Raw genomic sequence first — 26,040 nt, forward strand, 5'->3', positions numbered from 1 at the left:
GGATGGCCGCCCCTCCCCGGCCGTTCGTAGCGTCGGTTCATGATCTTCCGTCGCTTCTGGTTACCGACCGCGCTGCTGGCGCTGACCCTGTCCTCCCTCCCATCCGTCGCGGCCTCGGCCGCCCCGCGTCCCTCCGACACCGGCTGGTCCCTGCAACGCGATGCCGACGCGCTGCGGGACACCGGGGTCACCGGGGTCGCGGTCCGGCTGGACGCCCCGGGCGGGACCGTCACGGCCCGCTCCGGGGTGGCGGACCTGGTCACGCGGCGGCCGGTTCCGGAGGACGGCCACCTGCGGCTGGGCAGTACCACCAAGACGTTCGTCGCCACCGTCGTACTGCAACTGGTGGGCGAGAAGCGGATCTCCCTCGACCAGACGGTGGAGCAGCTGCTGCCCGGGGTCGTATCCGGCGCCGGACACGACGGCCGGGCCATCACCCTCCGCGATCTGCTGCGGCACACCAGCGGACTGCCCGAGTACATCTCCGACGTCTTCCCCGAGCCCACCGCCCGGGCCTACTTCGACAACCGCTGGCGCGCCTATCGGCCCGAGCAGCTGGTGGAGCTGGCTCTGCGCCACGAGCCCGACTTCCCGGCAGGCACCCGCTGGGCGTACTCCAACACGAACTACGTACTGGCCGGCATGATCATCGAGAAGGTCACCGGCCGCACCTGGGACCAGCAGGTCCACGAGCGCATCCTGCGCCCCCTCGGCCTCCGGCGGACCGCGACCCCCGGGACGTGGCCCTTCCTCCCCGGCCCGCACTCCTCCAACTACCAGCAGTTCACCGCGAACGGCCCCCTGGTCGACACGACGCTCCCCTACCGCCCCTTCGACAGCGGGGCCGACGGCTCGATGACCGGTTCCGCCCGCGACCTCAACCGGTTCCTCTCCGCACTGGCCGGCGGACAACTGCTGGCCCCCGCCGAGATGGCCGCCCTGCGCGACACCGTTCCGGTGGGGCCGGACAGCGGTCACCCGGAGGGCACGCGGGACGGCCCGGGCCTGTTCTTCACACCTCTGTCCTGCGGTGGCGGATACCTCGGGCACGGCGGCAACGGCTTCGGATACGAAGTCCAGGCGGCGACGACCACGGACGGGCTGCGCACCGTCACCGTCTCCGCACACAGCCGCTCCGCGGACCCGCGGGTCGCGGCCCGCCAGGAGGACGCGGTGCGCACCCTCATCGATCGCGCCCTGTGCTGACACGACAGCCCCCGCACCCTGGGAGAGGGGTGCGGGGGCTGTCGGCGCTCGGCGCGGGGTGGGGGGATCAGCAGGCGCCGAGGTCCTTCCAGACACCCCATTCACCGGTGGTGCCGGGCACCTCGTTCTGCGTCCACCACTGGGCCTTGTACTTGCGGCCGTTGTACGAGACCTCGTTGCCACCGTTGTAGACGGTGCCGTGGACGTAGGCCGGAGCCGGGCAGCCCGAGGTGGGCGGCGTCGTCGGAGGCGTGGTCGGCGGCGTGGTCGGAGGCGTCGTGGGCGGGGTGGTGGGAGGCGTGGTCGGCGGGGTGGTCGGCGGCTGGGTGGCACCGCCGAGGGCGTCCGAGATCTGGTTCAGCAGGGTCGCGTTGGCGTCCAGGCCGAGCAGGGAGTACATCATCGCGCCGGCCAGGCCGCGCTGCTTGCCGTAGTCGACCCGGGCCTGGATGGACTTCTGGTTGAGGCCGGTGAAGAACTCGCCGTCCTTGTAGAAGTACGAGGCCTTGGCCTGGTCGTCCCAGAAGGTGGTCGCCGGGTTGTCGACGATGCCGCCGAGCTCCTTGTAGAGCGCGATGCCGGCCTGCTGGCTGGTCGGACGGGCGCCGGAGGCCTGGGAGGCGGGCTGGGCGAGGCCGTTGGTGGTGCCGGGCTGCACGCCCTTCCAGCCGCGGTAGTAGAACTCGTAGCCCAGGACCAGCTTGTTGGCGGGGAAGCCGCCGGTGATGCCGTAGGCCGAGTTGCCGTCGATCCAGGAGTCGATGGCGTTCTTGATGCTGTACTTCTCGGTGCCCGGAGCGATCGCGTCGGTCGGGTCGGCGGACGAGGGCAGCAGCGGGGACTGGTGGTACGTCGGGCCGTCCGAGTCCCAGGCGCCGTGCATGTCGTACGTCATGATGTTCGCGTAGTCGAGGTACGCGCCGATCTTGTCCGTCTCGATGTACTTGATCTTGTCCTGGCCGGCCGGGAGGGCGGAGGTCAGCAGGTACTTCTTGCCGCCGTTGGCCGCGCCGTGGGCGTCGAGCTGCTCGCGGAACTCCTTGAGCAGGAGCGTGAAGTTCTGCTTGTCCTCGGGGGCGTAGTGGTTGCCGAGGTGGCCGCCGGACGAGCCCGGGTACTCCCAGTCGATGTCGATGCCGTCGAAGATGCCGGCCGCGCTGCCCGCGCCGCCGTAGCCGCCCTCGACGGGCAGGTTGCCCTTGATGTACTGGTCGATGCAGGAGGAGACGAGCTTCTTGCGGGAAGCGTCGGTCTTGGCCGCGTCGCTGAAGTACTTCGAGTAGGTCCAGCCGCCGAGCGAGATGTTGATCTTCAGGTTCGGGTACTTCGCCTTGAGCTGCTTGAACTGGTTGAACACGCCGACGATCGGCTGGTCCCACTTGTCCGCGACGCCGCTGACGCTGTCGGCCGCGCTGAAGGACTTCTGGTAGTCGGCGTACGAGTCGCCCGCACCGTCACCGGCGTTGGGGTTGTTGTCGTCGCCCGCCGCCTTGTTCGCCTCGAAACAGGTGAGGTTGGTCGGGTGGATGTTGCCGAACGAGTAGTTGATGACGTCCAACTTGCTCGCTATGCCACGGGTGTCGAGGTGCTTCGGGTAGAAGGCGTTCCCGTACACGCTCCACTGGTCGTAGTAGGCGATGCGGACGTTGCCGGCCGCCGCGGTGGTACCGGCTTCGGCGGCCGAGGCGGTGGTGAGTCCCGCGAAGGCGGCCAGCGTCCCGCCGGCCAGCGCGGCCGTGGCGGCGGCCGCGATGAGGGATTTACGGATGTGCATGAACTGCCTCCGGGGAAGTGGGAGGGGAAGGCAAGACTTCAGGTGGGAGTAGTGATAGCGATCACTCCACCCCCGAGTCAATGGTTTGGACCAAAGAAGGACTAGACCACTCGCGACCCAGAACCCCACGTCAGCGACGTGGGACCCCACCAAAAATCGCCCGCCACCCGTGGTGACGAGCGATTTAAGGCTGACTTCATTCATGCTCCGGCAAGGTTTCGGCAACAAACCAGCCAAACTCCGGATGTCAGGTCGTGTGAGCCGGTCAGGGCCCGCTGTACACCCGTGAACCCTTCCGAACGGGTCCGCGCCGGCGGCAGAATCACCGGATGATCGGCAACCGCATCACCCATCGCGTCGTGGACGGCGTCCGCATCCCGGGCACCTGGCGGCCCATCTTCATCCGCAACGGTCGCTACTTCCTGACCGAGCTCTTCATCTACGCCGACGGGCTCATCGACTGCTGGGGACTGGTCACCCTCGAGGAGTTCGAGGAGAAGATCCGGACCGGCTGGGTGGCCACCGCCCTCCCGGACGGCGCCGAGGCGGCCGTACACGGGCTGGCAAGCTGGAAGTTCAGTGAGCCCCGGAACCAGCTCACCCCCGATCTGCTGGTCGCCGAAGTCCGCGACAGCATCGACCAGCTGAACAAGCGACCCGACTCCACGGGCCGCTGCCTGGCCGCCGTCGATGCCTTCCTCGCCGACCGGACGGAGGAGAACCGGGCCGCGGCCCGGACCGCATTCCTGGCCGTACCGGAAACGCAGCGCCGCTACACGCTGGGCGACATGGACAGCAAGGACTGGCCGCTGCGGGTCCTGGTGGCGGGTCCCGGCGGCCGGACGTACCTGCCGATCGACCCGCCCGTCACGCAGGAGGCGTACGACAGCGCCATCGCGTACTTCGAGCAGCGGGCCCGCTGGAAGGAGCAGCAGCGGACGCGTGTTCCGGCTGACGGCCCCGAGGTCCCGTACGCTCCCGCGGTCCACCTCGCCCACTCGTTCCGGAGCGAGCCCCTGACCGATCCCGGCCGGGTCGGCCTCCGCAACGAGTACCCCGCCCCGATCACGGTCGGCGGGATCGTCCACCCCTCTGTCGCCGACGCCTACTGGTCCCTGTCGATCGCTCCGCCGGGGACTCCCGCTGCGCCCGGCACGCTGGGCCGCGAGGGCTGGGAGCACGCCCGGACCGCCGTCATGACCGGCCTGCTGCGCGCCAAGTACGACCAGCATCCCGAGCTGGCCGAGATCCTGCTGGCGACGGGCGATGCCACCTTGGTCTACCAGGACATCGACTCAGCCTTCTGGGGAGAGAACGCCGGCCGGGGCCGCAACTGGACCGGCCGGCTCCTCGAACTCGTACGCTCCGAGCTGCACATGCGGCGGGCCGGGATCCCCGGGCTGTAGCGGGCTCCGGGCGCGGCCGGCTCAGGCGCCGAGGTCCGGCATGCCGTACGCGTCCGCGACCAGGGCGTACGAGCGGAGGCGGGCCTCCCCGGAGTGGGCGTTGGCGGTCAGCATCAGCTCGTCCGCGCCCGTCCGCTTCGCCAGGTCGTAAAGGCCCGCCGTGACCTCGTCGGGGGTGCCGTGGACCACGCTCGCGAGCCGGTCGTCCACGAACTCCCGCTCCAGCGGGGTGTACGGGTACGCCGCCGCCTCCTCGGGCGTCGGGACGAGCCCGGGGCGCCCGCTGCGCAGCCGGAGCATGGACAGCGCGCCGGTCAGCACCTGCGCGCGGGCCTCCGCGGCCGTGTCGGCGGCGAGGGCCGCGACTCCGATGACTGCGTACGGGGCGTCCAGGACGGCCGAGGGGCGGAAGGACTGCCGGTAGAGGTCGAGGGCGGGCAGGGTTCCGGCCGGGGAGAAGTGGTGGGCGTAGGCGAAGGGCAGCCCGAGTCCGCCGGCGAGGCGGGCGCTGAAGCCGGAGGAGCCGAGCAGCCACACCGGCGGCCGCCCGGCGGGCCCCTGGACGGGTCCCGGCACCGCGTGCACGCGGGCGTACGGGTGCCCGTCGGGGAAGTCGTCGTCGAGGAAGCGGATCAGCTCCGCGAGCTGCCGGGGGAACTCGTCCACGGCCTCGTCGCGGCGCCCGGGCCCGCGCAGGGCGGCGGCCGTGTTCCCGTCGGTGCCGGGGGCCCGGCCGAGGCCGAGGTCGATCCGGCCCGGGGCCAGGGCCTCCAGGGTGCCGAACTGCTCGGCGACGGCGAGCGGGGCGTGGTTGGGCAGCATGACCCCGCCGGAGCCGAGCCGGATCCGGGAGGTGTGGGCGGCGAGGTGGGCCAGGATCACCGCCGGGGAGGAGCTGGCGACCCCGGGCATCGAGTGGTGTTCGGCGACCCAGTGGCGGTGGTAGCCGCGCGACTCGGCGAGCCGGGCGATGGCGGCGCTGGTGCGCAGGGAGGCGTGGGCGGTGCTGCCGGCGCCCACGGTGACGAGGTCGAGCACCGAGAGCGGCACCGGCGCCCGGCCCCGGGCCGTCCCGCGGATCCCGTCGTGGTCGCCGCCGCCGGCACCGTCGCGGGTTCCGGATCCGTCGATCCCCTGCCCGGTACCCCTCGCGTCACTGAGCTCGCTCATCGTCTCTCCCGCTCCGTCCGCCCGTCCGTCCCGTCCTTACGGGAACCCGAACCGCGCGGCCGGTCCGGGCATTCCCGGCACTCTCGGACACCACCCATGACCTTGGCATATGCCAGTGGAGTAGATCCAGGCAGAGCGATGTGATTGAGCCATCAATCTCACCAACAGGCGCTCCACACGGGCCTCTTGATGGCTATCGTGTGAGAGCAAGCGGTAACAACCTGCTAGGGGGAAACCGTGGCGCTGAAGCCCGAGCCGACCGCGCCGTTCCACTCGGTGCAGTACGCCCTGCGCGTACTCGAAACGGTCGCCCGCCATACCGGCGGCGTGACCGACGTACAGATCGCGCGTGAGACCGGCCTGCCCGCGGTCCATCTCGCCCCCATGCTCCTCATGCTGCGCCGAGAGGGGTACGTACTGCAGGTGTCCGACGGCGCCTACGCCATAGGGGACTCACTCGTCCTCCTCGGCTCCGGCGTCGACCGCCAGCAGGCGCTGCAGGACAAGCTCCAGGACACCCTGGACCGGCTGCGCGACTCCGTCGGCGCCGCGGTCTACATCAGCCGGTACGTGGACGGCGAGGTCCGGATCACCCAGTTCGCGGACAGCCCGCGCACGCCCAAGGTCCACGAGTGGGTCGACTTCCGCTCGGCGGCGCACGCCAGCGCGGTCGGCAAGTGCCTGCTGACCCAGCTCGACCTGGACGGCCGCCGCGACCACCTGTCCCGGCACAAGATCGCCCGGCTGACCTCGAAGACCATCGTGAACGAGCGGATCCTCTTCTCGAAGCTGGACAGCCAGCCGGCCACGGTGCCCACGCTCGACCTGCAGGAATACGCGGTGGGCACGGTCTGCGCGGCCGTCCCGATCACCGCGGGAGCCTCGGTGGGCTGCCTGGCCCTGTCGCTGCCCGTGGAGCACGCCCACCGGCTGCGGGCCGCGGCCGACGTGCTGAACCGCAAGGCCGCGCCGCTGCTGCTGTCGCTCGCCCTCTGACTCAGCAGAGGTGGGGAGCCCGGAAAACACTTCGGGCGGTTCCCGGTGAACCGGAAACCGCCCGAAGGACAGGTGCGCCGCCAGGGACTCGAACCCCGGACCCGCTGATTAAGAGTCAGCTGCTCTAACCAACTGAGCTAGCGGCGCCTGCTGACAGAGAAAATACTACCTGCTCCTCCGGAGTGCTCAAAACCGCCTCCGGAGGCGGCGCGAAACCGCCCTCACCGCCCCAGCAGATCGGCCCGCCCCTGGGCCTCGTAGGCCGCCAGGAGCCCGGCCAGCGCCTCCGCGTCCAGTCTCCGGTACGCGTCCTCGCCCGGCGGCCGCCACCAGACCGGGTCGGTGGTCCGGAAGCCTTCGGAGCGCAGGGCGACCCGGTGGACCTTGTTGGTCGCGGTGGTCGGCATGGCGGGGACGACGCGTACGTAGCGCGGGGCCATCTTCGTGCCGAGGTCGGGCTGGGCGGCGAGGAAGGCCGCGAACCCCTGCGGGGAGAAGACGGCCCCCTCGCGCAGGGCCACGGCGGCCATCACCTGGTCGCCCGCCACCTCGTCCGGTACGGCGTACACGGCCACCGCGGCCGCCCGCGCCCAGCGGGCCAGGATGTTCTCGATCACCGCGGCGGCCAGGTTCTCGCTGTCCACGCGCAGCCGGTCGTCGGTGCGGCCTGCGAAGTAGAGGAAGCCGTCGGGGTCGCGGAAGAAGAGGTCCCCGGTCCAGTACCAGCCGTCGCGGGTGCGGGCGGCCTCCGCGTCGGGGTTGCGCCAGTAGCCCTCGAAGAGGCTGCGGCCCTTGTTGACCAGCTCGCCGATGGCCTCGGAGCCGTTGAGGAGCCGTCCGCGCGCGTCGAGGACGGCCGGCGGGCACTCGGTGCCCGTCTCCGGGTCGATGACGGCCAGGTCGTCGCCGGCGCCCGCGCGGCCCAGGGAGCCCGGCGGGGTGTCGGGGGTGCGCTGCACGGAGGCGCCGCCCTCGGTGGCCCCGTACCCCTCGACGAGGCGGACCCCGAAGCGCTCGGCGAAGCGCGCCGCGTCGACCGCGCCCGCCTCGGTGCCGAAGCCGAGCCGCAGGGTGTGCGTACGGTCGTCCGGGCGGGGCGGGGTGGCGAGGAGGTACTGCACCGCACGGCCGACGTAGGTGAAGTACGTCGCCTCGTAGGCCCGTACGTCGTCCAGGAACGCGGAGGCCGAGAAGCGGCGGCGCAGGGCCACGGCGGCCCCGCCGACGAGGGCGGGGAGCCAGTCGGCGATGACGGCGTTGCCGTGGAAGAGGGGCATGCAGACGTAGTGGACGTCGTCCGGGGTGACCGAAAAGTGCCGTGCGAGCGAGGCTCCGGCACCGGCCAGGCGGCCCTGGGTGCAGATGGCGGCCTTGGGGGCTCCGGTGGAGCCGGAGGTGAAGTAGAGGAGCAGCCGGGAGGCCGGGCCGGGGCCCGTTCCCAGGACGGCGTCGCCGGGCTTCGCGCCGGCGTACGGGGCGAGCAGGGCCGCGTACTCCTCCGTGTCCGTGACCAGGAGGCGTACGCCGGGCAGGTCGAGGCCGCGCAGGAGCGGGAGGTGGGTCCGCTCGGTCACCAGGATCCGGCAGTCGGTGTGCAGGATGTCGCGGGCCAGCTCGGGACCGCGCCGGGTGGGGTTGATCCCGGCGACGGCGGCCCCGGCGAGGGCCGCCGCGCCGAGCCAGAACGGGAACTCGGGGGTGTTGTCGAGCAGCACCCCGATGTGCGGCTCCGCCCCCGGCGGCAGCAGGTCGACGAGGAGCGCGGCGCGCGCCGCGGCCTCCCGGGCGGTCCGGTGGTGGCTGAGGACGCCGTCGGCGTACTTCAGACCGGGCCGGTGGTCGCCCCATTGGCTCGCGATGAGCTCCGCGACGGTTTCGGGTGTCGTCGTCCGCATGCCGCCGGAGAATAGCTGACGTCCCGTCAGAAATGAACGCCGTGGCGGGCCGCGACGGTCAGAACTGGACGTCGGAGCAGGAGTAGAAGGCCATCGGGGTGTCGTTGACGGTCCACACGGCGAGGATCATGTGCCGGCCGGTCTTGCCGCTCGGCATGGTGCCCTGGTGGACGGTGGTCATGGCGGGGCGGGCGCCGTTGTAGGCGACCGTGAGGAAGGGCTGCGGGTCGAGGGCGGCGCGGGTGAGCGGCTTGGTGGAGTCCCAGCCGTTCTTGGTGACGTAGTACCGGAAGTCGGTGGCGGAGTGGTTCGCGGTGAACTGCCAGCGGAAGGAGTAGCTCTGCCCGCTGGTCACCGGGGTGGCCGGCCAGGCGCCGCCGCGCGGGTCGTCGAGCTGGGCGAACTGCGTGTTGCCGCCCGCACATATGCGGCCGTCGGCGGGACCGGCCGCCGGGAAGCCCTTGAAGCCCTCGACGCTCTGCGGCTCCCACTGGATGGGACCGCAGTCGGAAACGGTCTTGTTGGCACAGAGCTTCTGGCGGCTGATCGGGGTGTCGGTGTACCCGTGGCTGCTGGCCGTGGGGGCCGTGACGAGCGCGAGGGCGGCGACGACTCCGAGGCCGACGGTGGTGGCGGTGGCCGTGGCGGCGGCCCGCTTGGTTCTGGGCATGCGGAAGGAACGCATGAGGCTGGGGCTCCTTGAACGTGGGGGGGGATGTCCGGAGAGAGCGTGCGCACGCGCGGGGATGGGCCGTACCGGTTTCGGCGGCACGGCCCGTTCGCGAGCTCTGCTTTAGGTCTAGACCAAGTCCCACAGTATTGACGGGAGTTGTCCCTGTCCAGACCAATGGAAGAACGGATGGTCCGGTCCACCCGGATTCCACCCGTTCTCCCGTCGGACCGGCCCCGGCCGGTGAGGGCTACTCCGAGCGGCCCGTGTAGAAGGCGACGGTCAGGTCCTTCACGAGGGCCTTGCGCTCGTAGTCGTCGAGCTCCACGATCCCCCGCGAGGTGAGCCGGTGGACCGTGTCGTCCACCGCGTCGACCACCGAAGTCAGCACGGTGTCCCGGTGCTTGGCGTCGATCGCCGCGACCCGGCGGCGGCGCATGGCGTCCGCGACCTCCGGGGCGTACTCGATCCGGGTCGGCTGCGCCGAGAACACCTCCACCCCGACCGCCTCGGTCTCGGCCGCCAGCATCCTGGTCAGCGCGTCACCGACGGCTTCGGCGTCGCGCAGGGTCGGGGCGTCCTCGTGGAAGGCGTCGGCGGGGAGCTGGGACAGGACCCGGGCCATCGCCGATTCCACCTGCTCGGCGAGGTAGTCGACGTGGTCCTCCACGGCCAGGGTCGCCCGGGCGGTGTCCTTGACCTGCCAGACCACCTGGACGACGACCTGGAGGGCGAGGCCGCCCGAGTCCACGGCGGGCATCGGGTCGCTGCGCCAGTGGCGCAGCCGGACGTCGACCCGGCGGCGCAGCAGGAGGGGGCTGATCCAGGTCAGGCCGGTACGTCGGACCGTGCCGCGGTAGCGGCCGAAGAGGGTGAGCACCCAGGCGTGGCCGGCCCGGCCCCGGCCCAGACCGCCGAGGGCGAGGAGGGTCACCACCCCGAGGAAGGCGAGCGGCGGCCAGAACCGTGCCTGCAGTCCCCGGTACGGGCGGGGCTCCGCGCCGAACGCCGCCGCGAGGGAGTCGGGGACGGCCCCGGCCCGCCAGAGCACGACCGCGCAGCCGGCGAGGGCGATGCCGCCGACGGTCACCGCGATCCAGCCGGGCAGCACCGGGCCGTGGTGCTCGTGCAGCCGGTCGTCGCCCCGGGGGACGCGGCGGCCGGGGGCGGAGCGGGGCTTCGGGCGGGGCTCCGCCTTGGGCTTCGGCTGCTCCTGCGTCTGCTGCCGCTTCGGCTGCGGCTGGGCGGCGCCCCGGAACGGCAGGTGCACCGGCACCTCCGTCACCGCGACCCCGCGTGCCGGGGCGACCCGGGGCAGGTCCTGCGTGTCGTCCTCCCCGATCCGCGCCACGGCCCGGGCCACGACCTCGGCGACCTCGGCGCCGTCGGCGATGCCGGGCCCGGGCACGATGCCGCCGGGTGCCGGCGCGGGGACGGACCAGGTCAGCTCCCGGGCTGCCTCTTCCTGCTCGGGCAGGTCCCGTACGGGGGCCGGATCCGCGGACCCGGCCTCCGGCGCGGGCGCCGGGACCGCGTGCTGCGGGGCGCGGCCCTGCTCGGGGGACGAACCGCCCTGTCCGGGCAGGTCCCAGGCGGCGGGCGGACCCGCGTGCCGGGGGCCGCGCGGGGCGGCCGGGGGCCAGACCTCGTCCTGCGGGTGCGGCCGGGCGGTTTCCGCGCCGGGGGTCCGCAGCCGGAGCGTCTCCACGGGCGGCTCGGCCTGCGCCCGCGCCGCCGGTACGTCGCTGCGCGCACCCTCCCCGCCCCGCCCGGCCTGCGCCACCGCACCCACGGCGACGAGCCCGTCCGCGTCCCGACCGCCGCCGGCCGGCACCGCGGCCGCGACTCCATCACGCGCGGGACCCGCCGCCCGGACTTCCCCGCGCACGGGACCGGCCGACCCGGCTTCCCCGCGCACGGGACCGGCCGACCCGGCTTCCTCGCGCACGGGGCCGGCCGGCTCGGCCGCCGGCGCCCAGCCGATCGGCCCGGCCCACCACCCGGTCCCGGCCGCCGCGGGCGGTGCCGCCGACACGGAGGAAACCTCTGCCCCCGCCGCCTCGGAGAACCCGGTCCACCCGGCCCCGACCGGCTCGGGCACGGCCAACAGGTGTGCGTCCCGCTCGGCAACGGCCTCTGCCGTCCCGGCGCCGACCCGCACGGCTCCGGCCGGCACCGGCTCAGCCCGGTCGGGCGCGACCGACAGGTGTACGCCCCCGTCGGCAACGTCCCCGGCCAACCCGGCGCCAACCGGCACAGCTGCGGCCAGGGCCTGCTCACCCCGGTCGGCCACGACCAACAGGTGTGCGTCCCGCTCGGCGTTGGCTCCGGCCCCTGCCGTCCCGGCACCAACCGGCACAGCTGCGGCCAGGGCCTGCTCACCCCGGTCGGGCACGGCCGACCAATGCGCGTCCCGCTCGGCCCCGGCGGCGGTCGGCACGGCGCCGACCGGCACCGGCCCGGCCCGGTCGGGCCCGGCCGACAGGTGCACGTCCCCATCGGCAGCGGCCCTCGCCCCGGCCAGCCCTGCGCCGACCGGCATGGCTACAGCCAGCGCCGGCTCGCCCCGCTCGAGGACGGCCCGCTCGGGGACGGCCCGCTCCGTGTCGGTTCCGGCGGGGACCCACCCCGCCGCGGCCGGCGCGGGCTCGGCCCGCTCGGCGGCGGTCCCGGCTGCAGTCGGCGCGGCTGCCGCCGCCACTGGCGCGGCCCGGTCGGGCACGGTCCGCTCGGGCGCAGCCCACTCGGCGGTGGTCCCGGCGGGAACCCGCCCCGCCTCGGCCGGGGTGGGCTCGGCGCCGGCCCCGGCGGCGGTCGGCGTGGCTGCCGCCGCCACCGGCGCGGCCCGGTCGGGCCCGGCCGGCGCAGGCGCGGCCCCGGCCGGGGTCCAGTCCGGCGTGACCCGCGTGGGCTCCGCGTGCGGGGTCTGCTCCTGGTCGGCCCCGGCGCCCGCCTGCCCGGGGCCCGGCGTCGAGGCTGCGGACGGCGCGGGCGGAGCCCCGTAGGGCTCGGTGTGGTCCGGTGTCGCCGAGGGGTGGGCGGGCGACGGCTGGGCGCCCTGGTCGGGGGCGGCCCCCGACGCCTCCCACCCGGCGGCGGCCGGGGCGGGCTCGGGGTGGGCCCCCGCGACCGTGGCCGGGCGGGGGGTGGGGTGCGGGGGGATCTCGAAGGTGCCTGTGGTCGATGTCGTGCGCGTGGGGTACATCGTTGCCTCCGTCATGCGAACAGCCGGCGCCAGGTTTCCGGGCCCGGGTAGCCGTCGGCCTCGGCGCCGCGCCAGCCCTGGGCTCGCTGGAACGCCTCGACGTTGCGGCGGTCGGCCTCGCCCCAGCGGGGGCCCGGTCCGGACCGGTAGTGCTTGCCGTAGCCCTTCTTGACCAGCTGGCGGCCGAGGGCGGTGATGGACGGGTGGGACGCGCCCGGCCGGAAGAAGGACGCCCCGGGGAAGGCGGGCTTGCCCGCCGGGCCGGGGGCGCCGCCGGTGGTCGGCGGGATGTCCTTGCCCTGGCGCTGGGCGAGCAGCCGCCAGGTGTGCGCGCCCGGGATGCCGTCGGCGTCCGCGCCCGTCCAGCCCTGGGCGCGCTGGAAGGCCTCGGTCGCCTGCCGGTCGGCGTCGGTCCACTTCGTGCCGACGCCCTTGGGGTAGAAGCGCAGGCCGCCGCGGTCGGAGAGCATCCGGCCGAGCTGGGCCACGTAGGCGTTGTCCGCGCCCGGCCCGAACTTCGACGCACCGGGGAAGGTGGCCGAGACGCCCCCCGTTCCGCCCGGCGCGGGCGGCTCGCCGGTGACCGGGGGCTCGGGAACGACTCCGCCCACCACCCCGTTGAAGCGGTACGGGACGTACTTCACGGCGTTGTTCCAGTAGCCGTACGGGGTGGCCTGCTTCCGCGTGATCGGCCGCGTCTGCTCGTAGGCGACGTAGTGCGTGCGCGTCTCGTCCACCCACCCGCCGAAGAGCACGACGTGCGAGCCCTTGTTGGGGTCGGCCGGGTTGTGGAAGAGCAGCATGTCTCCGGGGAGCAGCTCGTCCTTCGTGATCCGGGTGGCGAACTTGTCGAGGCTGCCGGTCCATTCGTTGGTGCCGAGGTTCCACGCCATCGAGACGAAGCCGGAGCAGTCCTGCCGGTACCCGTCCGACCAGTACTGCTCCATGCTGTACGGGACCTGCGCGTCCAGCCACAGCTTCGCCCGGTTGATGATCGTCGCCCGGTCGGTCCGCCGCACCGCCGAGGGCGCTCCGGGCAGCCCGGCGGGCTTCGCGGTGGCGCCGCCCTTGCCGCCCTTCGCCCCCTTGGGCCCGTGCAGCGGGGCCCGGCCGCCCTGCGGGGTGCCGGGGTCGTCCGCGGCGACCCGGCCGCCGGGGCCCGGGGTGGCCGCGGCCACGGACGCTCCCCCGCCGCCGAGGACCACCCCCGCGGCGGTGGCGAGCACCAGGGCCCGGCGGGCTCCGCGCGCGGCGGGGTGTCCGCCGTCGCGCAGCGGTATGGCCCGGGCGCGTGCGAGCGTGCGGCGGCGCTGGGCGCAGCCCTGGCACGGGCAGTCGCCGGCGGGTTCGTACTCCTCGAAGGAGGGCAGCGGCATCGGCGGGTTCGCCTCGGCCGTGGGCGTCATTTCGTGCACATGCGTCGGAGGCTGCATCGTCATGCGGTTCCGTCCACTCCCCTGCTCGTCGCTGGTCGGCCGGGACCGGATCTGTCGGGGCATCAGATTCGGCCTGGCCCAGACATATCGTGCACGACAAAACCCCCAAACATGGGTTAATCGGACAGAACGCGCGCGGCTTGTCACGAGCACCCGCAGCGGTGCGGTAGAGTTTTCCCTGTCACCAAGCGCCGCTAGCTCAGTTGGTTAGAGCAGCTGACTCTTAATCAGCGGGTCCGGGGTTCGAGTCCCTGGCGGCGCACAGACGCAAAGAAGCCCCTCGCAGTGAGAACTGCGAGGGGCTTCTTCGTTCCCGCGCACACGCCCGGGCCGGCCGGGTTCAGGCCGCCGTTCCGGGGCGGACTCCGGCGCCCGTCAGATACGCCGACACGACCACGTTCGCCGAGTACTCCTTGGCCACCTTGTCGTAGGTGCCGCCGCAGGTGACCAGCCGCAGTTCGGCCCGGCCGCGGACCTTGGGGCCGTACACCTTCGCGGGGTCGAAGTCCGCGCGCTCGTGGACCCGTACGTCCTCGATCGTGAACTCCGCCACCGAGCCGTCGGCCCGCACCACCCGCACCTTGTCGCCCGTCTTCGCCGAGCTCAGGCCGTAGAACACGGCCGGCTTCGACCGCGTGTCCACGTGCCCGACCAGCAGCGCCGTCCCGGCCGTGCCCGGCTGGGCGCCGCCGCGCCACCAGCCGACCGTGCCCGGGTTCTCGTACGGGGGCGGCTCGATCGCCCCCTGCGCGTCGAGGTCCCGGACGATCACCGGGGCCTGGACACCGAGGGACGGTACGTCGACCCGCGCGGGCGCGGCCGGCCCCAGCGGGGCGTGTGCCGCGGGCAGGCCCGGCGCGGCCGGTCCCCCGGCCCTGCCGGGCAGGGGTATCGCCACACCGGTGATCTCCTTGCCCCACAGCCACAGGCCGAGGACCAGCACCGACCAGGCCGCGAAGGTCAGCAGCCGGGAGCCGCCGGAGCTCCGCTGCTCGGCACTCACCCGATCACCCGATCATCCCGGTCACCCGCCGCTGCGGCGGCGGCGCAGGGTCAGCGCCCGGCCGGCGACCGCGAGGGTGGCGGCCGCCGCGAGCACGGCGCCGATCACCGTGTGCGGCAGGCCCGGGCCCTCGCTCTCGTGGCTCTTCTTCGCCGCCGCGGCGAGCTGCGCGGAGTCGGCGGCCTTGGCAGCATCCGCCGCGGACGCCGCCTTCGATTTCGCGGCGATTTCCTCGGACATGCCCCCGCCGCCCGCGTGGACCGGCCAGACGGGTGTGTGGTGGGGGTTGGGGCGGTGCTCGCGGCGGCGTTCGATCTCGATCGTGCCCCACTCGCGTTCACCGCCGCGGCCGCCGCACTTGATCTTGATGTCATGGCGGCCTGGCTCGGCCCAGGAGCGGATCATCGCGTCGCCCCACAGGGTGCGGCGGTCGTCGCGGCCGGTGGACAGGCGGACCTCGGAGACGAAGACCACGGACTGGGCCACGGCCCAGTCCTCCTCGCAGCCGCGGACGCGCAGCTTGACCTGCGCCCCCGGCTCCGCAGGGCTGGGGTCGGCCGAGACGCTGCCGCGGTCGCGGTTCCATTCCTCCGCGAAGGCGAAGGGGGCGGTCACGGCGGACAGGGCCGTCAGGGCGACGGCCATCCCGGTGACACGGAGAGCGAGCACATCACTGCGCATGGTGAACCTCCTCAACAAGGAGATTCACGCGCGGCGCGCCGCTCCGCATCCGGAGCGGCGCCCTCTTGGCCCGTACGTGTCAGCCGTACGCGCTAAACCAGTTCGACCAGATCGGCGATGGACTTGACCGTCTTGGTCGGCCGGAAGGGGAACTTCTCGGTGTCCGCGACGGAGGTGAGGCCCGTCAGGACGAGGAAGGTCTGCATGCCCGCCTCCAGCCCGGCCAGGATGTCGGTGTCCATCCGGTCGCCGATCATCGCGCTGGTCTCGGAGTGCGCGCCGATGGCGTTCAGGCCGGTGCGCATCATCAGCGGGTTGGGCTTGCCGGCGAAGTACGGCTTCTTGCCGGTCGCCTTGGTGATCAGCGCGGCGACGGCGCCCGTGGCGGGCAGCGGGCCCTCGGTGGAGGGGCCGGTCTCGTCCGGGTTGGTGCAGATGAAGCGGGCGCCCGCGTTGATCAGGCGGACCGCCTTGGTCATGGCCTCGAAGCTGTACGTGCGGGTCTCACCCAGGACCACGTAGTCCGGCTCGTGGTCGGTCAGGATGTAGCCGATGTCGTGCAGGGCGGTGGTCAGGCCGGCCTCGCCGATGACGTACGCGGTGCCGCCCGGACGCTGGTCGTCGAGGAACTTCGCGGTGGCCAGCGCCGAGGTCCAGATGTTCTCCACCGGGACTTCCAGGCCCATGCGGCTCAGGCGGGCCTGGAGGTCGCGCGGGGTGTAGATGGAGTTGTTGGTCAGCACGAGGAAGGGCTTGCCGGACTCGCGCAGCCGGTTGATGAAGGCGTCGGCGCCGGGGATCGGGGTTCCTTCGTGAATGAGGACCCCGTCCATGTCGGTGAGCCAGGATTCGATCGGCTTGCGCTCTGCCACTGGACTGTTCTCCGCTCTCGGTGGCGTCTGACCTCTGTGACCTCTGGTCTCTACCACCTTATCCGGGCCGGACCGCGGACGCGTGGGGCGTCCACGGCCCGGACCGCATGGCGGAACGGGACCCCGCGAAGGCCCGCCGAGGGCCGCCGCGAAGGTCCCGTACCGCCCGAAAAGCCGTCAGCCGAGCTTGACGTTGTCCACGGTCCAGTACCAGTTGTTGCTGCCGGTGTAGCGGAAGCGGACCTGGACGTCGGTGGCGCCGGCCGGGACCTGGAGCGCGATCGACTCGGAGCGGGCGACGGCGTCGGCGGTGTAGCTCTTGACGACCGCCGGGGTGCCGCCGTTGTAGGAGACCAGGACCTGGGCGGTCTGGCCGGCCTCCTGGCGGTAGTGGGTCTGGAAGGTCAGGTTCTTCGTGGTCCCGCCCGTGACCGCCCACTTGGGGGTGATGAGGGTGGAGTCGTAGGAGCCGGTGTGGCTCTTGTCGTCCCACTCGTCGGAGTCGGCCACGGCGAACACGTCACGGGAGCGGACGTTCAGCTCTCGCCACTGGTCGCGCTGCGCCTGGCTCCAGAACTCGTCGGTCGCGAAGGCCCATCCGGCCCACTCGGTGACGCCGCCCGTGCCCATCTTGGAGTTGTCCACCGACCAGCCGGCCGGCGGGGTGTGGGTGAAGCCCTTGGTGCCGGCCGGGATGCCGGTCTCGTCCACGCGGGCCTGGAGGTTCGGGCGCAGGGTGTCGAAGGCGTCGCCGTCGTCGGGGGCGTCCACGGAGATGCCGTCGATCGCGGAGCCGGGGTTGACCCCGACCTGGGCGAGGGCGGTGGCCGCGACGTCGACGAGCTTCACGTCGTTGCGCACGGAACCGGCCGGGATGCCGGCGCCCTTGGCGATGACGAAGGTGCCGCGCTCCTGGATGGTGGAGCCGCCGTGGCCGCCGGAGTTGGTGTGGCCGTGGTCGGTGGTGACCAGGACCTTCCAGTTCTCCTGGGCGTAGGTCGGGCGGTTCTGGACGGCGGTGAGGAGCTGGCCGACCAGGACGTCGACGCGGGCGACGGTGTCCAGGTACTGCTGGCTGGCGGCGCCGTAGGAGTGGCCGGCCGCGTCGATCTCGCCGAGGTAGACGAAGGCGGCGTCCGGGTTCTGGTCGCGGAGCTCGGCGGCGGCCGCGGCGGCGATCTTCGGGTCCTCGTTGCGGTAGCCGTCGCGGTCACCCTTGAGGGAGAGGCGCTTGTCGACCTTGGCCGAGAAGATCGGGCCGTTCTGGTCGGTGGAGGTGATGGGCTCCCAGTCGGCGGCCGCGTAGGTGTTGAGCGCCGGGTTGGCGTTCTCGATGCGGGTCAGGAAGTCCGGGTAGGCCGTGTAGTTCTTGCCGGTGAAGGAGTTGTCCTTCACCCCGTGCTTGTCGGGCCAGACGCCGGTGGCGATCGTGGACCAGCCGGGGCCCGAGGAGGTGGCGCCCATCGGGTTCGCGTACAGGGTGCTGCGGGCGGTCAGGCCCTGGGCCATCAGGCCGTTCAGGTGCGGGGCGTTGGCGGCCTTGACGCGGTCCAGGACCGCGCCGTCCAGGCCGATGACGAGCACCTTGTTCACGGCGGCAGCGGCGGCCGCTTCGTCGGCGGTGGCGGCGTGGGCGCCGATACCGGTGGCGAGCAGGGCGGTGGCGGTGGCCGCCACGGCGAGGGTCCGTCCGGACAGGACAGTGGGCACGTACTCCTCCGGGAGTAATCGTGGGGAAGGCGCAGGGGACGTACGGGGCATGCGGTGGTGCGGGCGTACGGTCGTGCGGCAACGCGAGCGAGCGTACGGCGGGTCCGGACCGGGGGCGAGACTCGGTCCAGACCCGTTATCTGTGCGTCACTCTCCCGGTCGTGGGTGACGGGGAGGCGACCAGTCAGCTTCCGGTGGCCGACTTCCACGCGTCTACGTACCCGGTGAGGTTCTTGTCGATGTCGGCCCAGTCGGGCTCGAAGAGCTCGACCCCGGTCATGAGCTTGGTGAGCTCGACGGCGTTGGCATCGGTGGGCTTGACGTCCGTACGGGCGGGGAAGCCGCCGCCGACGCCGCTGACCAGCTTCTGGGCGTCCTCGCTGAGCAGGTAGTCGAGGAGCTTCTTGCCGTTCTCGGTGTGCGGGGCCTTGTCGACGAGGCCGGCCGCGTACGGGAGGGAGAAGGTGGTGGGCTTGCCGCCCTCCCGGGCGGGGAACCAGATGCCGAGGTTCGGCATGGACTTGGACTGCGCGAAGTTCATCTGGACGTCGCCGTTGGCGACGAGCAGCTCGCCCTTGTCGGTCTTCGGCGCGAGCTTGCTGGTGGAGGAGGACGGGCCGACGTTGTTGGCCTGGAGCTTCTTCAGGTACTCGCATCCCGGCTCCTTGCCGCCGAAGTCGTGCATCGCCTTGATGAGCACGGCGGTGCCGTCGCCCGCGACGCCCGGGGTGGAGTACTGGAGCTTGCCCTTGAACTTGGGGTCCAGCAGCTCTTCCCAGGTCTTGGGGGCGGTCGCCAGCTCCTTCTTGTTGTAGATGAAGCCGAAGTAGTTGTTGACGACCGAGGTCCACTTGCCCGCGGAGGACTTGTTCGCCCCGCTGACCTTGTCGGCGCCCTGCGGGGTGTAGGCCTGGAGGAGGCCCTTGCCGTCGGCCTGCTGGATGAACGGGGGCAGCGTGATCAGTACGTCGGCCTGCGTGTTGGTCTTCTCGCGGACGGCGCGCTGCACCATCTCCCCCGAGCCGCCCTCCACGTACTTGACCTCGATGCCGGTCTTCTTCGTGAAGTCGGCGAAGACCTTGTCGTACCAGCCGTCGCCCTTGTCGCTCTTGAGGCCGTCGGCGCTGTAGACGGTGACGACCTTCTCGCCGCCGCCCTTGGAGTCGGAGGCGGAGGAGGAACCACCGCAGGCGGTGAGGCCGGCGGCGAGGGCGAGGCTGCCGGTGACGGCGGCGGTGACACGGAGGAGTCTGTTGCTGGGCATGGAACTTCCTTACGGGGAAAGGGAGTCAGCAGGGGAATCAGCGGGGTGCGGCAGTGTTCCGGCGGTGGGGTGTGGCAGTGGGTCCAGCCGCTGGGCTAGCGGTACGAGGCCCTGGTGCGGACGCGGGAGACGGCCAGCAGGACCAGCAGGGTGGTGGCCATGAGGACCACGGCGACGGCGGAGCCGCTGAAGAGCGAACCGCGGTCGGTGGCGGTGAAGATCCGGACCGGGAGGGGCATCCAGTCCGGCGGGTAGAGCATCATCGTGGCGCTCAGCTCGCCCATGGACAGGGCGAAGCAGAGCCCGGCGGCCGCGGTGAGCGACGGGAGCAGGAGGGGCAGCTTGACCCGCCACAGGACGTACGCGGGGCGGGCGCCCAGGGAGGCCGCCGCCTGTTCGTACGCGGGGTCGAGACGCACGATGGCAGCCGAAACCGACTGGTAGGCGAACGCCGTGACAAGAATGGTGTGCGCCAGGATCACGATCGAGCTGGTGCCGTTGAGGAGCAGCGGCGGCTTGCTGAAGGCGACGAGCACGGCGAGGCCGACGACCACGGACGGCACGGCGACGGGCAGCATGAACAGCGCGTCCAGAGAGCTCTTTCCGCGCCCCCGCAGCCCGGCGGCGGCGAGCGCGGCCCAGGTGCCGACGGTGAGCGCGATCAGGCTGGCGGCCAGGGCGGTCAGCAGCGAGGTGGTCAGCGCCTGGAGGGATTCGCCCCGGACGGCCGCGGCGTAGTTCCCGGTGGTGGGGCCGGAGGGGAAGGCCCCTGACCAGTGCGTGGAGAAGGACGCGGCCACCACGACGAGCAGCGGCAGGGCGAAGAGGGGCAGGAAGAGGACTCCGAAGAGGCTCCAGGCGGCCCAGCGGCCGCTCTTGCTATGCACCAGCACGCTTGCTCACCACCCGGTAGAGGCCGAACAGGCCGACGGAGATCACGATGTTGACGACGGCGACCACGCAGGCGGCGGCGTAGTCGGATTCGAGGATCGCCTTGCCGTAGATGAGCATCGGGAGCGTGGTGACGTCCTTGGCTCCGGTGAACAGGACGATCCCGAACTCGTTGAGGCACATGACCAGGACGAGGCTGCCGCCGGCCGCGAGGGCCGGGAGGGACTCGGGGAGGATCACCCGCCGGATGATCCGGCCGGGCTTCGCGCCGAGCGAGGAGGCCACCTCCAGCTGGGCGGTGTCCAGCTGGGAGAAGGCGGCGAGCAGCGGGCGCATCACGAAGGGCGTGAAGTAGGTGATCTCCGCGAGGAGCACGCCCCACGGGGTGGTGAGGAAGTGGAAGGGCCCTTCCGCGACGCCGAAGGTGTCGGTCCACAGGCCGTTGGCCATGCCGACGGTGCCGTAGACGAAGAGGAGGGCGAGGGTGATGAGGAAGGAGGGGAAGGAGAGGAAGACATCGATGAACTTGGCCACGGCGCGGGCCCCGGGGAACGGGACGAAGGCGATGACCAGCGCGAGCGCGAAGCCGAGGACCAGGCAGCCGACGGTGGCGCCGACGGCCAGCCAGACCGTGGTGCCGAGGGCCTCGCGGAAGGAGTGGGAGGCGAAGACCGAGGCGTAGGCGTCGAAGGCGCCGCCCCCGCTCTCGGGGCTGAAGGACTGCTGGACGACCAGCGCGAGCGGGTAGAGGAAGACGGCCGCGAGCACGGCGACGGGCGGGACCGTCCACAGCCAGCCGGGAACGCTACGGGGCGCACGTGCGGCCTTCCCCGCGAAGCCGTCGGGGGCTCCGGCCGGGCTTTCGGGCGTGCCGGGGGCAGGGCTCCGTACGGGCTGGTGGGGTATGACCGCGGGCTCGGTGTCCGTCGCCAGTCCCGGCGTCGTGTGCGGGGCGGCGGCCTCAGCCATCGGACACCCCTGCGGCCAGCAGCACCGCGTCGCGGGGCTCGAAGTGCAGGGTGACGTGGTCGCCCAGCGCCGGGGTTTCGCGCAGTTCGGGCAGGTCCGCCTTGACCCGGTGGCCCTCGATGTCCACGTAGAGCCGGTGGGTCGAACCGCGCCACTGCACCTCGGTGATGGTCCCGCTCAGCGCGTTGGGGCCGGCGCCGAGGCCGAGCAGGTGCGGGCGGACGCACAGGGTGGCGGTGGCGCCGACGGCCGCGCGGCCGGGGTCGAGGGCGAGGGGGTGGCCCGCGAAGAGCGCACCGCCGTCGGCGACGGTGACGGGCAGCAGGTTGGCGTTGCCGACGAAGGAGGCGGTGAACTCGGTGCGCGGGGCCCGGTACAGCTGCTGCGGGGTGCCGCAGTCCTGCAGGCGGGCCCGGTCCATGACGGCGATCCGGTCGGCCAGGGTCAGCGCCTCGACCTGGTCGTGGGTGACGTAGAGGATGGACACGTCGGGGAGTTCGCGGTGCAGCCGGGCCAGTTCGGCGAGCATCCCGGAGCGCAGCTGCGCGTCGAGCGCGGACAGCGGCTCGTCCAGGAGGAGGACCCCGGGGCGGATCGCGAGGGCCCGGGCGATGGCCACGCGCTGCTGCTGCCCGCCGGAGAGCTCGCGGGGGTAGCGCTTGGCGTAGGCCGCCATCCCGGTCATCTCCAGCGCCTCGGCGACGCGGCCGGGGATCTCCGCCTTGGGCGCCTTCTGCGCGCGCAGGCCGAAGGCGACGTTGTCCGCGACGCGCATGTGCGGGAAGAGCGCGTACTGCTGGACGACCATGCCGATGCCGCGCTTGTGCGGCGGGAGCGCGGTCACGTCCCGGCCGCCGATCAGGATCCGGCCCGCGGCGGGCCGGACGAAGCCGGCCACCGCGCGCAGGGCCGTGGTCTTGCCGGAGCCGGAGGGGCCGAGCAGCGCCATCACCTCACCGGGCTCGACGGTCAGGTCGAGGGAGTCCAGGACGGTGTTGCCGCCGTAGGCGACCGAGACGGAGTCGAAGCGGATGCCGCTCACGCGCCGGGCTCCGCGACTTCTGCGAGCAGTGCGGGCAGTTCGGCGACGGAGCCCAGGACGTGGGTGGCGCCGTGCTCCGTCAGGGCGGCGCGGTCGTGGGCACCGGTGAGGACGCCCGCCACGATCCCGGCACCGGAGCGGACACCGCTGAGCATGTCGTACGCCGTGTCGCCGGCGACCACGGTGTCGCGTACGTCGGCCACGGCGCCGGTGCGCAGAAAGGCGGCCAGCACCATGTCCGGGTACGGCCGGCCGCGGCCGCCCGCGTCGGCGGGGCACAGGGTGAGGTCGGCCAGGCCCTGCCAGCCGAGGGCGTCGAGGATGGCGTCCTGGGTGACGCGGGCGAAGCCGGTGGTCAGGACCACGGTGCGGCCGTCGGCGCGGAGCTTCTCGATGGCCTCGCGGGCGCCGGGGAGCGGGGCGATGAGGCCGCCGTCCACGAGTTCCCCGTAGGCCTGCTCGAAGGCGGAGTTGGCGCGCTGGGCGAGCTCCTCGGTGCCGAAGAGGTGCCGGAAGACGGAGATCTTCGACTCGCCCATGGTGTCGCGGACGTACTGGAGCTTGGTGGCGTGGTCGGCGCTGCCCGGCTCGACGCCGAGGCGCTCGGCGGCCCGCCCGAAGGCGCGCTCGACGAGGCCGCCGTCGGCGACGGTGGTGCCGGCCATGTCGAGGACGATCAGCCGGTGCGTGGGGTTGACGGTCGTGTCGGTCATGTCTCTTACCAGCCCAGTTCGTTCGCGGTGGTTTCGGCTATGGCGGGCGAGCAGGTCATGCCCCTGCCGCCGGGACCGGTCACCAGCCAGACGCCGTCGGCCACCTGCTGGCGGTGGACGACACGGGTGGTGTCGGTGCACTGCGCGTACACGCCCGCCCAGCGGCGGCGGATCTGCGGCAGCGGGCGGCCCAGGAAGGACTCGACGACCTCGGTGAGGTGCGCGTACGGGTCTTCGAGGGTGTCGAACGCGAAGGGGTGCTCGTACTCGTGGGTGTCGCCGATGGTCAGTCCGCCGTCCTGCCGCTGCACCATCAGGAGCTGCATCTTGTGCGCGGCGGCGATCGGCGCCTGGGCCTGCTCGGCGTTGAGCTCGTCGAGGGCTTCGCTCTTGTAGGCGGGGTAGTAGCGGAAGCTGTCGGCGTCGGCGACCGAGGTCGTCAGGGCCTCGCCGAGCGGGGCGGTCTGCATCATCTGCAGCCGTACGCGGCGCACGGGCAGGTCGGGGACCAGTTCGCGGACCAGGCCGGAGAGCCAGGCGCCGGTGGCCAGGACGACGGCGTCGCCCCGGTGGACGTCGCCGTGGTCGTCGCGGACGGCTCCGTGCCCCACGACCTCGCGCACTTCCCGTCCGGGGAGGAAGGTGTAGCGGCCGGAGGCCCTGAGGGCTTCGCGCAGGTGGAGCTGGGCGGTGCGCGGCTCCACGGCCGCGTCCCGCTCGCACCACAGGGCTGCCTCGAAGGCACCGCGCAGGGCGGGGTTGATCGCCCTGGCCTCCTCGGCGGTGACCAGCTTGTAGCCGCGGGCGGCGGCGTCGGGGCGGGCCACGGCGGCCTCGGCGACGGCGTGCTCGCGGGAGTTGCGGACCGGGGTCAGGGAGCCGATGGCGCGGAAGCCCAGGCCGGGCACCCGCTCACCGATCGCCTCCCAGAGCTCGCGGGCCCGCAGGGCGGTGTCGAGCTCCTCGCCCCCGGCCCGTCCGCTGACCCAGATCTGGCCGAAATTGCGCAATGACGCGCCGCGGGCCTCCGCTTCTCGCTCGATCTGGACGACCTCGTGGCCGCGTTCCACTGCTTGCCAGGCGTGCATGGTGCCTACCACGCCGCCTCCGACGACTATGACTCTCACGTGCTCCAAGGTGGCGGCGGAGCGTGACCCGCGAGGATCCCGCGGGCGACGCTCCGGTGAACAGCCTCCAACGCTTGGACTAGACCCGTTACCTTTCCGTGATGCGACTTCGTCCTCTTTCAGATGTTATTTATGCCTTCGGTCTGGACTATTCGGGCTGGAGGTGGGTCGTGAAGCTGAACCGGTCACCACGGTAGAGAGAACGCACGCGCTCCAGCGGCCTGCCGTCCTGGTCCCGGGAGAAGCGGTGGATGAGCAGCATCGGGAGCGCGGGCGGGGTGCCGATCAGCAGGGCCTCGCGGGGGGTGGCGAGGACCGTTTCCAGCTTCTCGTCGGCGTCGCCGAAGGAGATGCCGAGGCTGTCGTGGAGGTACCCGTAGAAGGAGGAGTCCGGCTGGAAATCGACGTCGAGGCGGGGTGCGCGGGCGACCCGGACGTACGTGCTCTCCAGTCCGACCCGCTCCTCGTCGGCGAGCAGCACCCGCTCCAGGTGCCACACCGGCTCCCCGGGCTCGGCGCCGATGCCGGGGGCCACGGAGGCGGGGCAGGGGAAGCGTTCGAGTCCGATGAGATGACGCCCCGGGGTGCGCCCCTGGCGGCGTACGCCCTCGGTGTAACTCGCCAGCGACAGGGGCTGTTCGAGCTTCGGCCCGGCGGCGACGGTACCCCGGCCCGAGCGGCGCAGCCGGCCCTCCAGCAGCAGCTCGCGCAGGGCCTGGCGGACGGTCTCGCGGGAGACCTCGTACTGCTCGGCGAGGTCCCGCTCGGTGGGGAGGAGTCCGCCCTCGCCGAGCTCGTCGAGCAGCCCGGCGATGCGGGCCTTGACGGCGTAGTACTTGGGGATGCGGCCGTGCTCGGGGATGCCGGAGCGGACGGGCAGGCCGGGCTGGTGGTGGTGCGCGTAGGCGGTAGGTTCTTCCACGCTCGGACTCTACGTGGACCGCCTCTACGCGGACTGCGTGCCGGGCTCCTTGCGCAGCCGGCGGGCCCCGAGCAGGAGTCCGCCGCCGCCGGCCAGGGCGGCCGCGGCGCCGGCCCCGTACACCCAGGCCGCCGGGGTGCGGCCGGTGCCGGTGTCGGCCAGGGCTCCGGCCTCGCCGGTCTCCGTGTCCGGGCCCTGGACCTCGAACCGGTAGCCGCCCGCCTCGCCGATCCAGTCGCCGTCGTCGCCCTTGCGCTGCACCAGCGCGGCGTCGGCGACGACTTCGCCGCGCGGGGCGCCGGGGGCGAAGGCGAGCCGGACGGTGACGGTCACGGAACCGCCGGGGCCGATGGTGAAGCCGGAGAACGCGTCACCGCCGTCGAAGACGGCGACGATCTCGTCCCGGTCGGTGCGCTCGAGGCTGACGGGAAGCGCGTGCCCCGGCGCATCGAACTCCATCCGGAAATGGGCGGGTCGCAGGGCGCGGGCCTGATCGGTGAAGACGACGACGGGGTGGATGGCCGTGCACTGGGCGGTGGTGGTGTTGGTGAGGTCGAGGTACCAGGTCTGCGCCTCACCGCCGGTCCGGTACACCGCGGGCCCACCGCGGATACGGGCCCCGATCGGGAACTGCGTGCTCTTCCCGTCCCCGCAGCTGGCCTCCACCCGCGAGGGCAGCGCGGGCGCGGGCCGGGCTCCGCCGCCGGTACCGATGTCGGCGGAAGCGGTGCCGACGCCGGCCGTGGCCACGAACACGGCTGCCAGGGCAAGGGCTTTGCGCAGTCGCATGAAGAACCCCTACTCGCCGACGCCGGAACAACACTCACACGGACCGCCCCGCGATTGCGATTGCGATTGCGATTGCCACACAACCCGACAATCACCCCGGCCCTGCCCGCACCCTCCCACGCCCGCCCGCCCGGCTGCCCAGCACCACGCCCAAGTTATCCCGATTTACCCCCGTTTGGCGGACAGGAGGCGGAGGCTGCGCGGGGCGGGGCGGGAGCCCCGGGGGCGGGAGCCCCGGGGGCGGGAGCCCCGGGGGCGGGAGCCCCGGGGGCGGGAGCCCCGGGGGCGGGAGCCCCGGG

General features: G+C 72.7%; 21 protein-coding genes and 2 tRNA genes. 4 read left to right on the forward strand and 19 right to left on the reverse strand.

All coding sequences use genetic code 11. The features are described from left to right. The first annotated feature begins 39 nt into the window (after positions 1 to 39). Complete coding sequence (locus NLX94_RS15060; RefSeq protein ID WP_254383217.1) at positions 40 to 1,206, forward strand: serine hydrolase; 1,167 nt, start codon at positions 40 to 42, stop codon at positions 1,204 to 1,206. 67 nt (positions 1,207 to 1,273) lie between these two features. On the opposite strand, the gene NLX94_RS15065 is transcribed toward NLX94_RS15060, so the two are convergent. After that, positions 1,274 to 2,980 carry a glycosyl hydrolase family 18 protein gene (locus NLX94_RS15065; RefSeq protein WP_254383218.1) on the reverse strand — a complete coding sequence of 569 codons (1,707 nt, stop codon included), beginning with the start codon at positions 2,978 to 2,980 and terminating at the stop codon, positions 1,274 to 1,276. 329 nt (positions 2,981 to 3,309) lie between these two features. On the opposite strand from NLX94_RS15065, the gene NLX94_RS15070 reads away from it, so the two are divergent. After that, positions 3,310 to 4,386: an NADAR family protein gene (locus NLX94_RS15070; RefSeq protein WP_254383219.1), complete on the forward strand. Its 1,077-nt coding sequence runs from the start codon at positions 3,310 to 3,312 to the stop codon at positions 4,384 to 4,386. Positions 4,387 to 4,407: 21 nt separating this feature from the next. On the opposite strand, the gene NLX94_RS15075 is transcribed toward NLX94_RS15070, so the two are convergent. Beyond that, positions 4,408 to 5,556 carry an LLM class flavin-dependent oxidoreductase gene (locus NLX94_RS15075; RefSeq protein ID WP_254383220.1) on the reverse strand — a complete coding sequence of 383 codons (1,149 nt, stop codon included), beginning with the start codon at positions 5,554 to 5,556 and terminating at the stop codon, positions 4,408 to 4,410. 237 nt (positions 5,557 to 5,793) lie between these two features. On the opposite strand from NLX94_RS15075, the gene NLX94_RS15080 reads away from it, so the two are divergent. Next, positions 5,794 to 6,552, forward strand: a complete 759-nt coding sequence (locus NLX94_RS15080; RefSeq protein WP_254383221.1) for an IclR family transcriptional regulator C-terminal domain-containing protein — start codon at positions 5,794 to 5,796, stop codon at positions 6,550 to 6,552. Between the two features lie 73 nt (positions 6,553 to 6,625). On the opposite strand, the gene NLX94_RS15085 is transcribed toward NLX94_RS15080, so the two are convergent. The 5 genes from NLX94_RS15085 to NLX94_RS15105 all read right to left on the reverse strand — a co-directional run bounded on the left by NLX94_RS15085 (position 6,626) and on the right by NLX94_RS15105 (position 13,698). Next, positions 6,626 to 6,699, reverse strand: a tRNA-Lys gene (locus NLX94_RS15085). 74 nt (positions 6,700 to 6,773) lie between these two features. Then, positions 6,774 to 8,447, reverse strand: a complete 1,674-nt coding sequence (locus NLX94_RS15090; protein ID WP_254383222.1) for an AMP-binding protein — start codon at positions 8,445 to 8,447, stop codon at positions 6,774 to 6,776. Positions 8,448 to 8,505: 58 nt separating this feature from the next. Next, positions 8,506 to 9,132, reverse strand: a complete 627-nt coding sequence (locus NLX94_RS15095; protein WP_254383223.1) for a lytic polysaccharide monooxygenase — start codon at positions 9,130 to 9,132, stop codon at positions 8,506 to 8,508. 235 nt (positions 9,133 to 9,367) lie between these two features. Then, on the reverse strand, positions 9,368 to 12,322 hold the full coding sequence (locus NLX94_RS15100) for an SPFH domain-containing protein (protein ID WP_254383224.1): 2,955 nt from the start codon (positions 12,320 to 12,322) through the stop codon (positions 9,368 to 9,370). An 11-nt stretch (positions 12,323 to 12,333) separates the two neighbouring features. Continuing rightward, positions 12,334 to 13,698, reverse strand: a complete 1,365-nt coding sequence (locus NLX94_RS15105) for a peptidoglycan-binding protein (protein WP_254383370.1) — start codon at positions 13,696 to 13,698, stop codon at positions 12,334 to 12,336. A 248-nt stretch (positions 13,699 to 13,946) separates the two neighbouring features. Here NLX94_RS15105 and NLX94_RS15110 point away from each other — a divergent pair. Continuing rightward, positions 13,947 to 14,020 (forward strand) — tRNA-Lys (locus NLX94_RS15110). A 78-nt stretch (positions 14,021 to 14,098) separates the two neighbouring features. On the opposite strand, the gene NLX94_RS15115 is transcribed toward NLX94_RS15110, so the two are convergent. The 12 genes from NLX94_RS15115 to NLX94_RS15170 all read right to left on the reverse strand — a co-directional run bounded on the left by NLX94_RS15115 (position 14,099) and on the right by NLX94_RS15170 (position 25,741). Continuing rightward, positions 14,099 to 14,761, reverse strand: a complete 663-nt coding sequence (locus NLX94_RS15115) for a class F sortase (protein WP_254383225.1) — start codon at positions 14,759 to 14,761, stop codon at positions 14,099 to 14,101. A 21-nt stretch (positions 14,762 to 14,782) separates the two neighbouring features. Continuing rightward, a complete protein-coding gene (locus NLX94_RS15120; protein ID WP_254383226.1) occupies positions 14,783 to 15,442 on the reverse strand; it encodes a hypothetical protein in 660 nt (219 codons plus the stop codon). A gap of 92 nt (positions 15,443 to 15,534) precedes the next feature. Continuing rightward, positions 15,535 to 16,314: an HAD-IIA family hydrolase gene (locus NLX94_RS15125; protein WP_254383227.1), complete on the reverse strand. Its 780-nt coding sequence runs from the start codon at positions 16,312 to 16,314 to the stop codon at positions 15,535 to 15,537. A gap of 177 nt (positions 16,315 to 16,491) precedes the next feature. Continuing rightward, entirely contained in the window at positions 16,492 to 18,075 is a 1,584-nt protein-coding gene (locus NLX94_RS15130) for an alkaline phosphatase family protein (protein ID WP_374683952.1), read from the reverse strand. Positions 18,076 to 18,208: 133 nt separating this feature from the next. Further along, on the reverse strand, positions 18,209 to 19,288 hold the full coding sequence (locus NLX94_RS15135; protein ID WP_254383229.1) for a 2-aminoethylphosphonate ABC transporter substrate-binding protein: 1,080 nt from the start codon (positions 19,286 to 19,288) through the stop codon (positions 18,209 to 18,211). 95 nt (positions 19,289 to 19,383) lie between these two features. Next, the gene (locus NLX94_RS15140; RefSeq protein WP_254383230.1) at positions 19,384 to 20,181 is read right to left on the reverse strand and encodes an ABC transporter permease subunit; all 798 of its coding nucleotides are present in this window, start codon (positions 20,179 to 20,181) and stop codon (positions 19,384 to 19,386) included. After that, on the reverse strand, positions 20,168 to 21,148 hold the full coding sequence (locus NLX94_RS15145) for a 2-aminoethylphosphonate ABC transporter permease subunit (RefSeq protein ID WP_254383231.1): 981 nt from the start codon (positions 21,146 to 21,148) through the stop codon (positions 20,168 to 20,170). Before NLX94_RS15145 ends, NLX94_RS15140 begins: the two co-directional genes overlap by 14 nt. Next, positions 21,141 to 22,190: an ABC transporter ATP-binding protein gene (locus NLX94_RS15150; RefSeq protein WP_254383232.1), complete on the reverse strand. Its 1,050-nt coding sequence runs from the start codon at positions 22,188 to 22,190 to the stop codon at positions 21,141 to 21,143. The genes NLX94_RS15145 and NLX94_RS15150 overlap by 8 nt, the downstream gene beginning before the upstream one ends. Further along, positions 22,187 to 22,903 carry a phosphonatase-like hydrolase gene (locus NLX94_RS15155; RefSeq protein ID WP_254383233.1) on the reverse strand — a complete coding sequence of 239 codons (717 nt, stop codon included), beginning with the start codon at positions 22,901 to 22,903 and terminating at the stop codon, positions 22,187 to 22,189. The genes NLX94_RS15150 and NLX94_RS15155 overlap by 4 nt, the downstream gene beginning before the upstream one ends. A gap of 5 nt (positions 22,904 to 22,908) precedes the next feature. Next, entirely contained in the window at positions 22,909 to 24,030 is a 1,122-nt protein-coding gene (locus tag NLX94_RS15160) for a TIGR03364 family FAD-dependent oxidoreductase (RefSeq protein WP_254383234.1), read from the reverse strand. A 148-nt stretch (positions 24,031 to 24,178) separates the two neighbouring features. Beyond that, the gene (locus tag NLX94_RS15165; protein ID WP_254383235.1) at positions 24,179 to 24,952 is read right to left on the reverse strand and encodes a GntR family transcriptional regulator; all 774 of its coding nucleotides are present in this window, start codon (positions 24,950 to 24,952) and stop codon (positions 24,179 to 24,181) included. A gap of 24 nt (positions 24,953 to 24,976) precedes the next feature. Then, positions 24,977 to 25,741 carry a hypothetical protein gene (locus NLX94_RS15170; RefSeq protein WP_254383236.1) on the reverse strand — a complete coding sequence of 255 codons (765 nt, stop codon included), beginning with the start codon at positions 25,739 to 25,741 and terminating at the stop codon, positions 24,977 to 24,979. Positions 25,742 to 26,040: the final 299 nt, after the last annotated feature.

This window comes from Streptomyces sp. TBY4, assembly GCF_024213195.1.
Lineage (GTDB): Bacteria > Actinomycetota > Actinomycetes > Streptomycetales > Streptomycetaceae > Streptomyces.

Excerpts from the sequence above, each read along its gene's own strand:
- NLX94_RS15060 (WP_254383217.1), top strand. The coding sequence starts at position 40 with ATGATCTTCCGTCGCTTCTGGTTACCGACCGCGCTGCTGGCGCTGACC.
- NLX94_RS15065 (WP_254383218.1), bottom strand. The coding sequence starts at position 2,980 with ATGCACATCCGTAAATCCCTCATCGCGGCCGCCGCCACGGCCGCGCTG.
- NLX94_RS15070 (WP_254383219.1), top strand. The coding sequence starts at position 3,310 with ATGATCGGCAACCGCATCACCCATCGCGTCGTGGACGGCGTCCGCATC.
- NLX94_RS15075 (WP_254383220.1), bottom strand. The coding sequence starts at position 5,556 with ATGAGCGAGCTCAGTGACGCGAGGGGTACCGGGCAGGGGATCGACGGA.
- NLX94_RS15090 (WP_254383222.1), bottom strand. The coding sequence starts at position 8,447 with ATGCGGACGACGACACCCGAAACCGTCGCGGAGCTCATCGCGAGCCAA.
- NLX94_RS15095 (WP_254383223.1), bottom strand. The coding sequence starts at position 9,132 with ATGCGTTCCTTCCGCATGCCCAGAACCAAGCGGGCCGCCGCCACGGCC.
- NLX94_RS15100 (WP_254383224.1), bottom strand. The coding sequence starts at position 12,322 with ATGTACCCCACGCGCACGACATCGACCACAGGCACCTTCGAGATCCCC.
- NLX94_RS15105 (WP_254383370.1), bottom strand. The coding sequence starts at position 13,698 with ATGCCGCTGCCCTCCTTCGAGGAGTACGAACCCGCCGGCGACTGCCCG.
- NLX94_RS15120 (WP_254383226.1), bottom strand. The coding sequence starts at position 15,442 with ATGCGCAGTGATGTGCTCGCTCTCCGTGTCACCGGGATGGCCGTCGCC.
- NLX94_RS15130 (WP_374683952.1), bottom strand. The coding sequence starts at position 18,075 with ATGCCCCGTACGTCCCCTGCGCCTTCCCCACGATTACTCCCGGAGGAG.
- NLX94_RS15135 (WP_254383229.1), bottom strand. The coding sequence starts at position 19,288 with ATGCCCAGCAACAGACTCCTCCGTGTCACCGCCGCCGTCACCGGCAGC.
- NLX94_RS15145 (WP_254383231.1), bottom strand. The coding sequence starts at position 21,148 with ATGGCTGAGGCCGCCGCCCCGCACACGACGCCGGGACTGGCGACGGAC.
- NLX94_RS15155 (WP_254383233.1), bottom strand. The coding sequence starts at position 22,903 with ATGACCGACACGACCGTCAACCCCACGCACCGGCTGATCGTCCTCGAC.
- NLX94_RS15170 (WP_254383236.1), bottom strand. The coding sequence starts at position 25,741 with ATGCGACTGCGCAAAGCCCTTGCCCTGGCAGCCGTGTTCGTGGCCACG.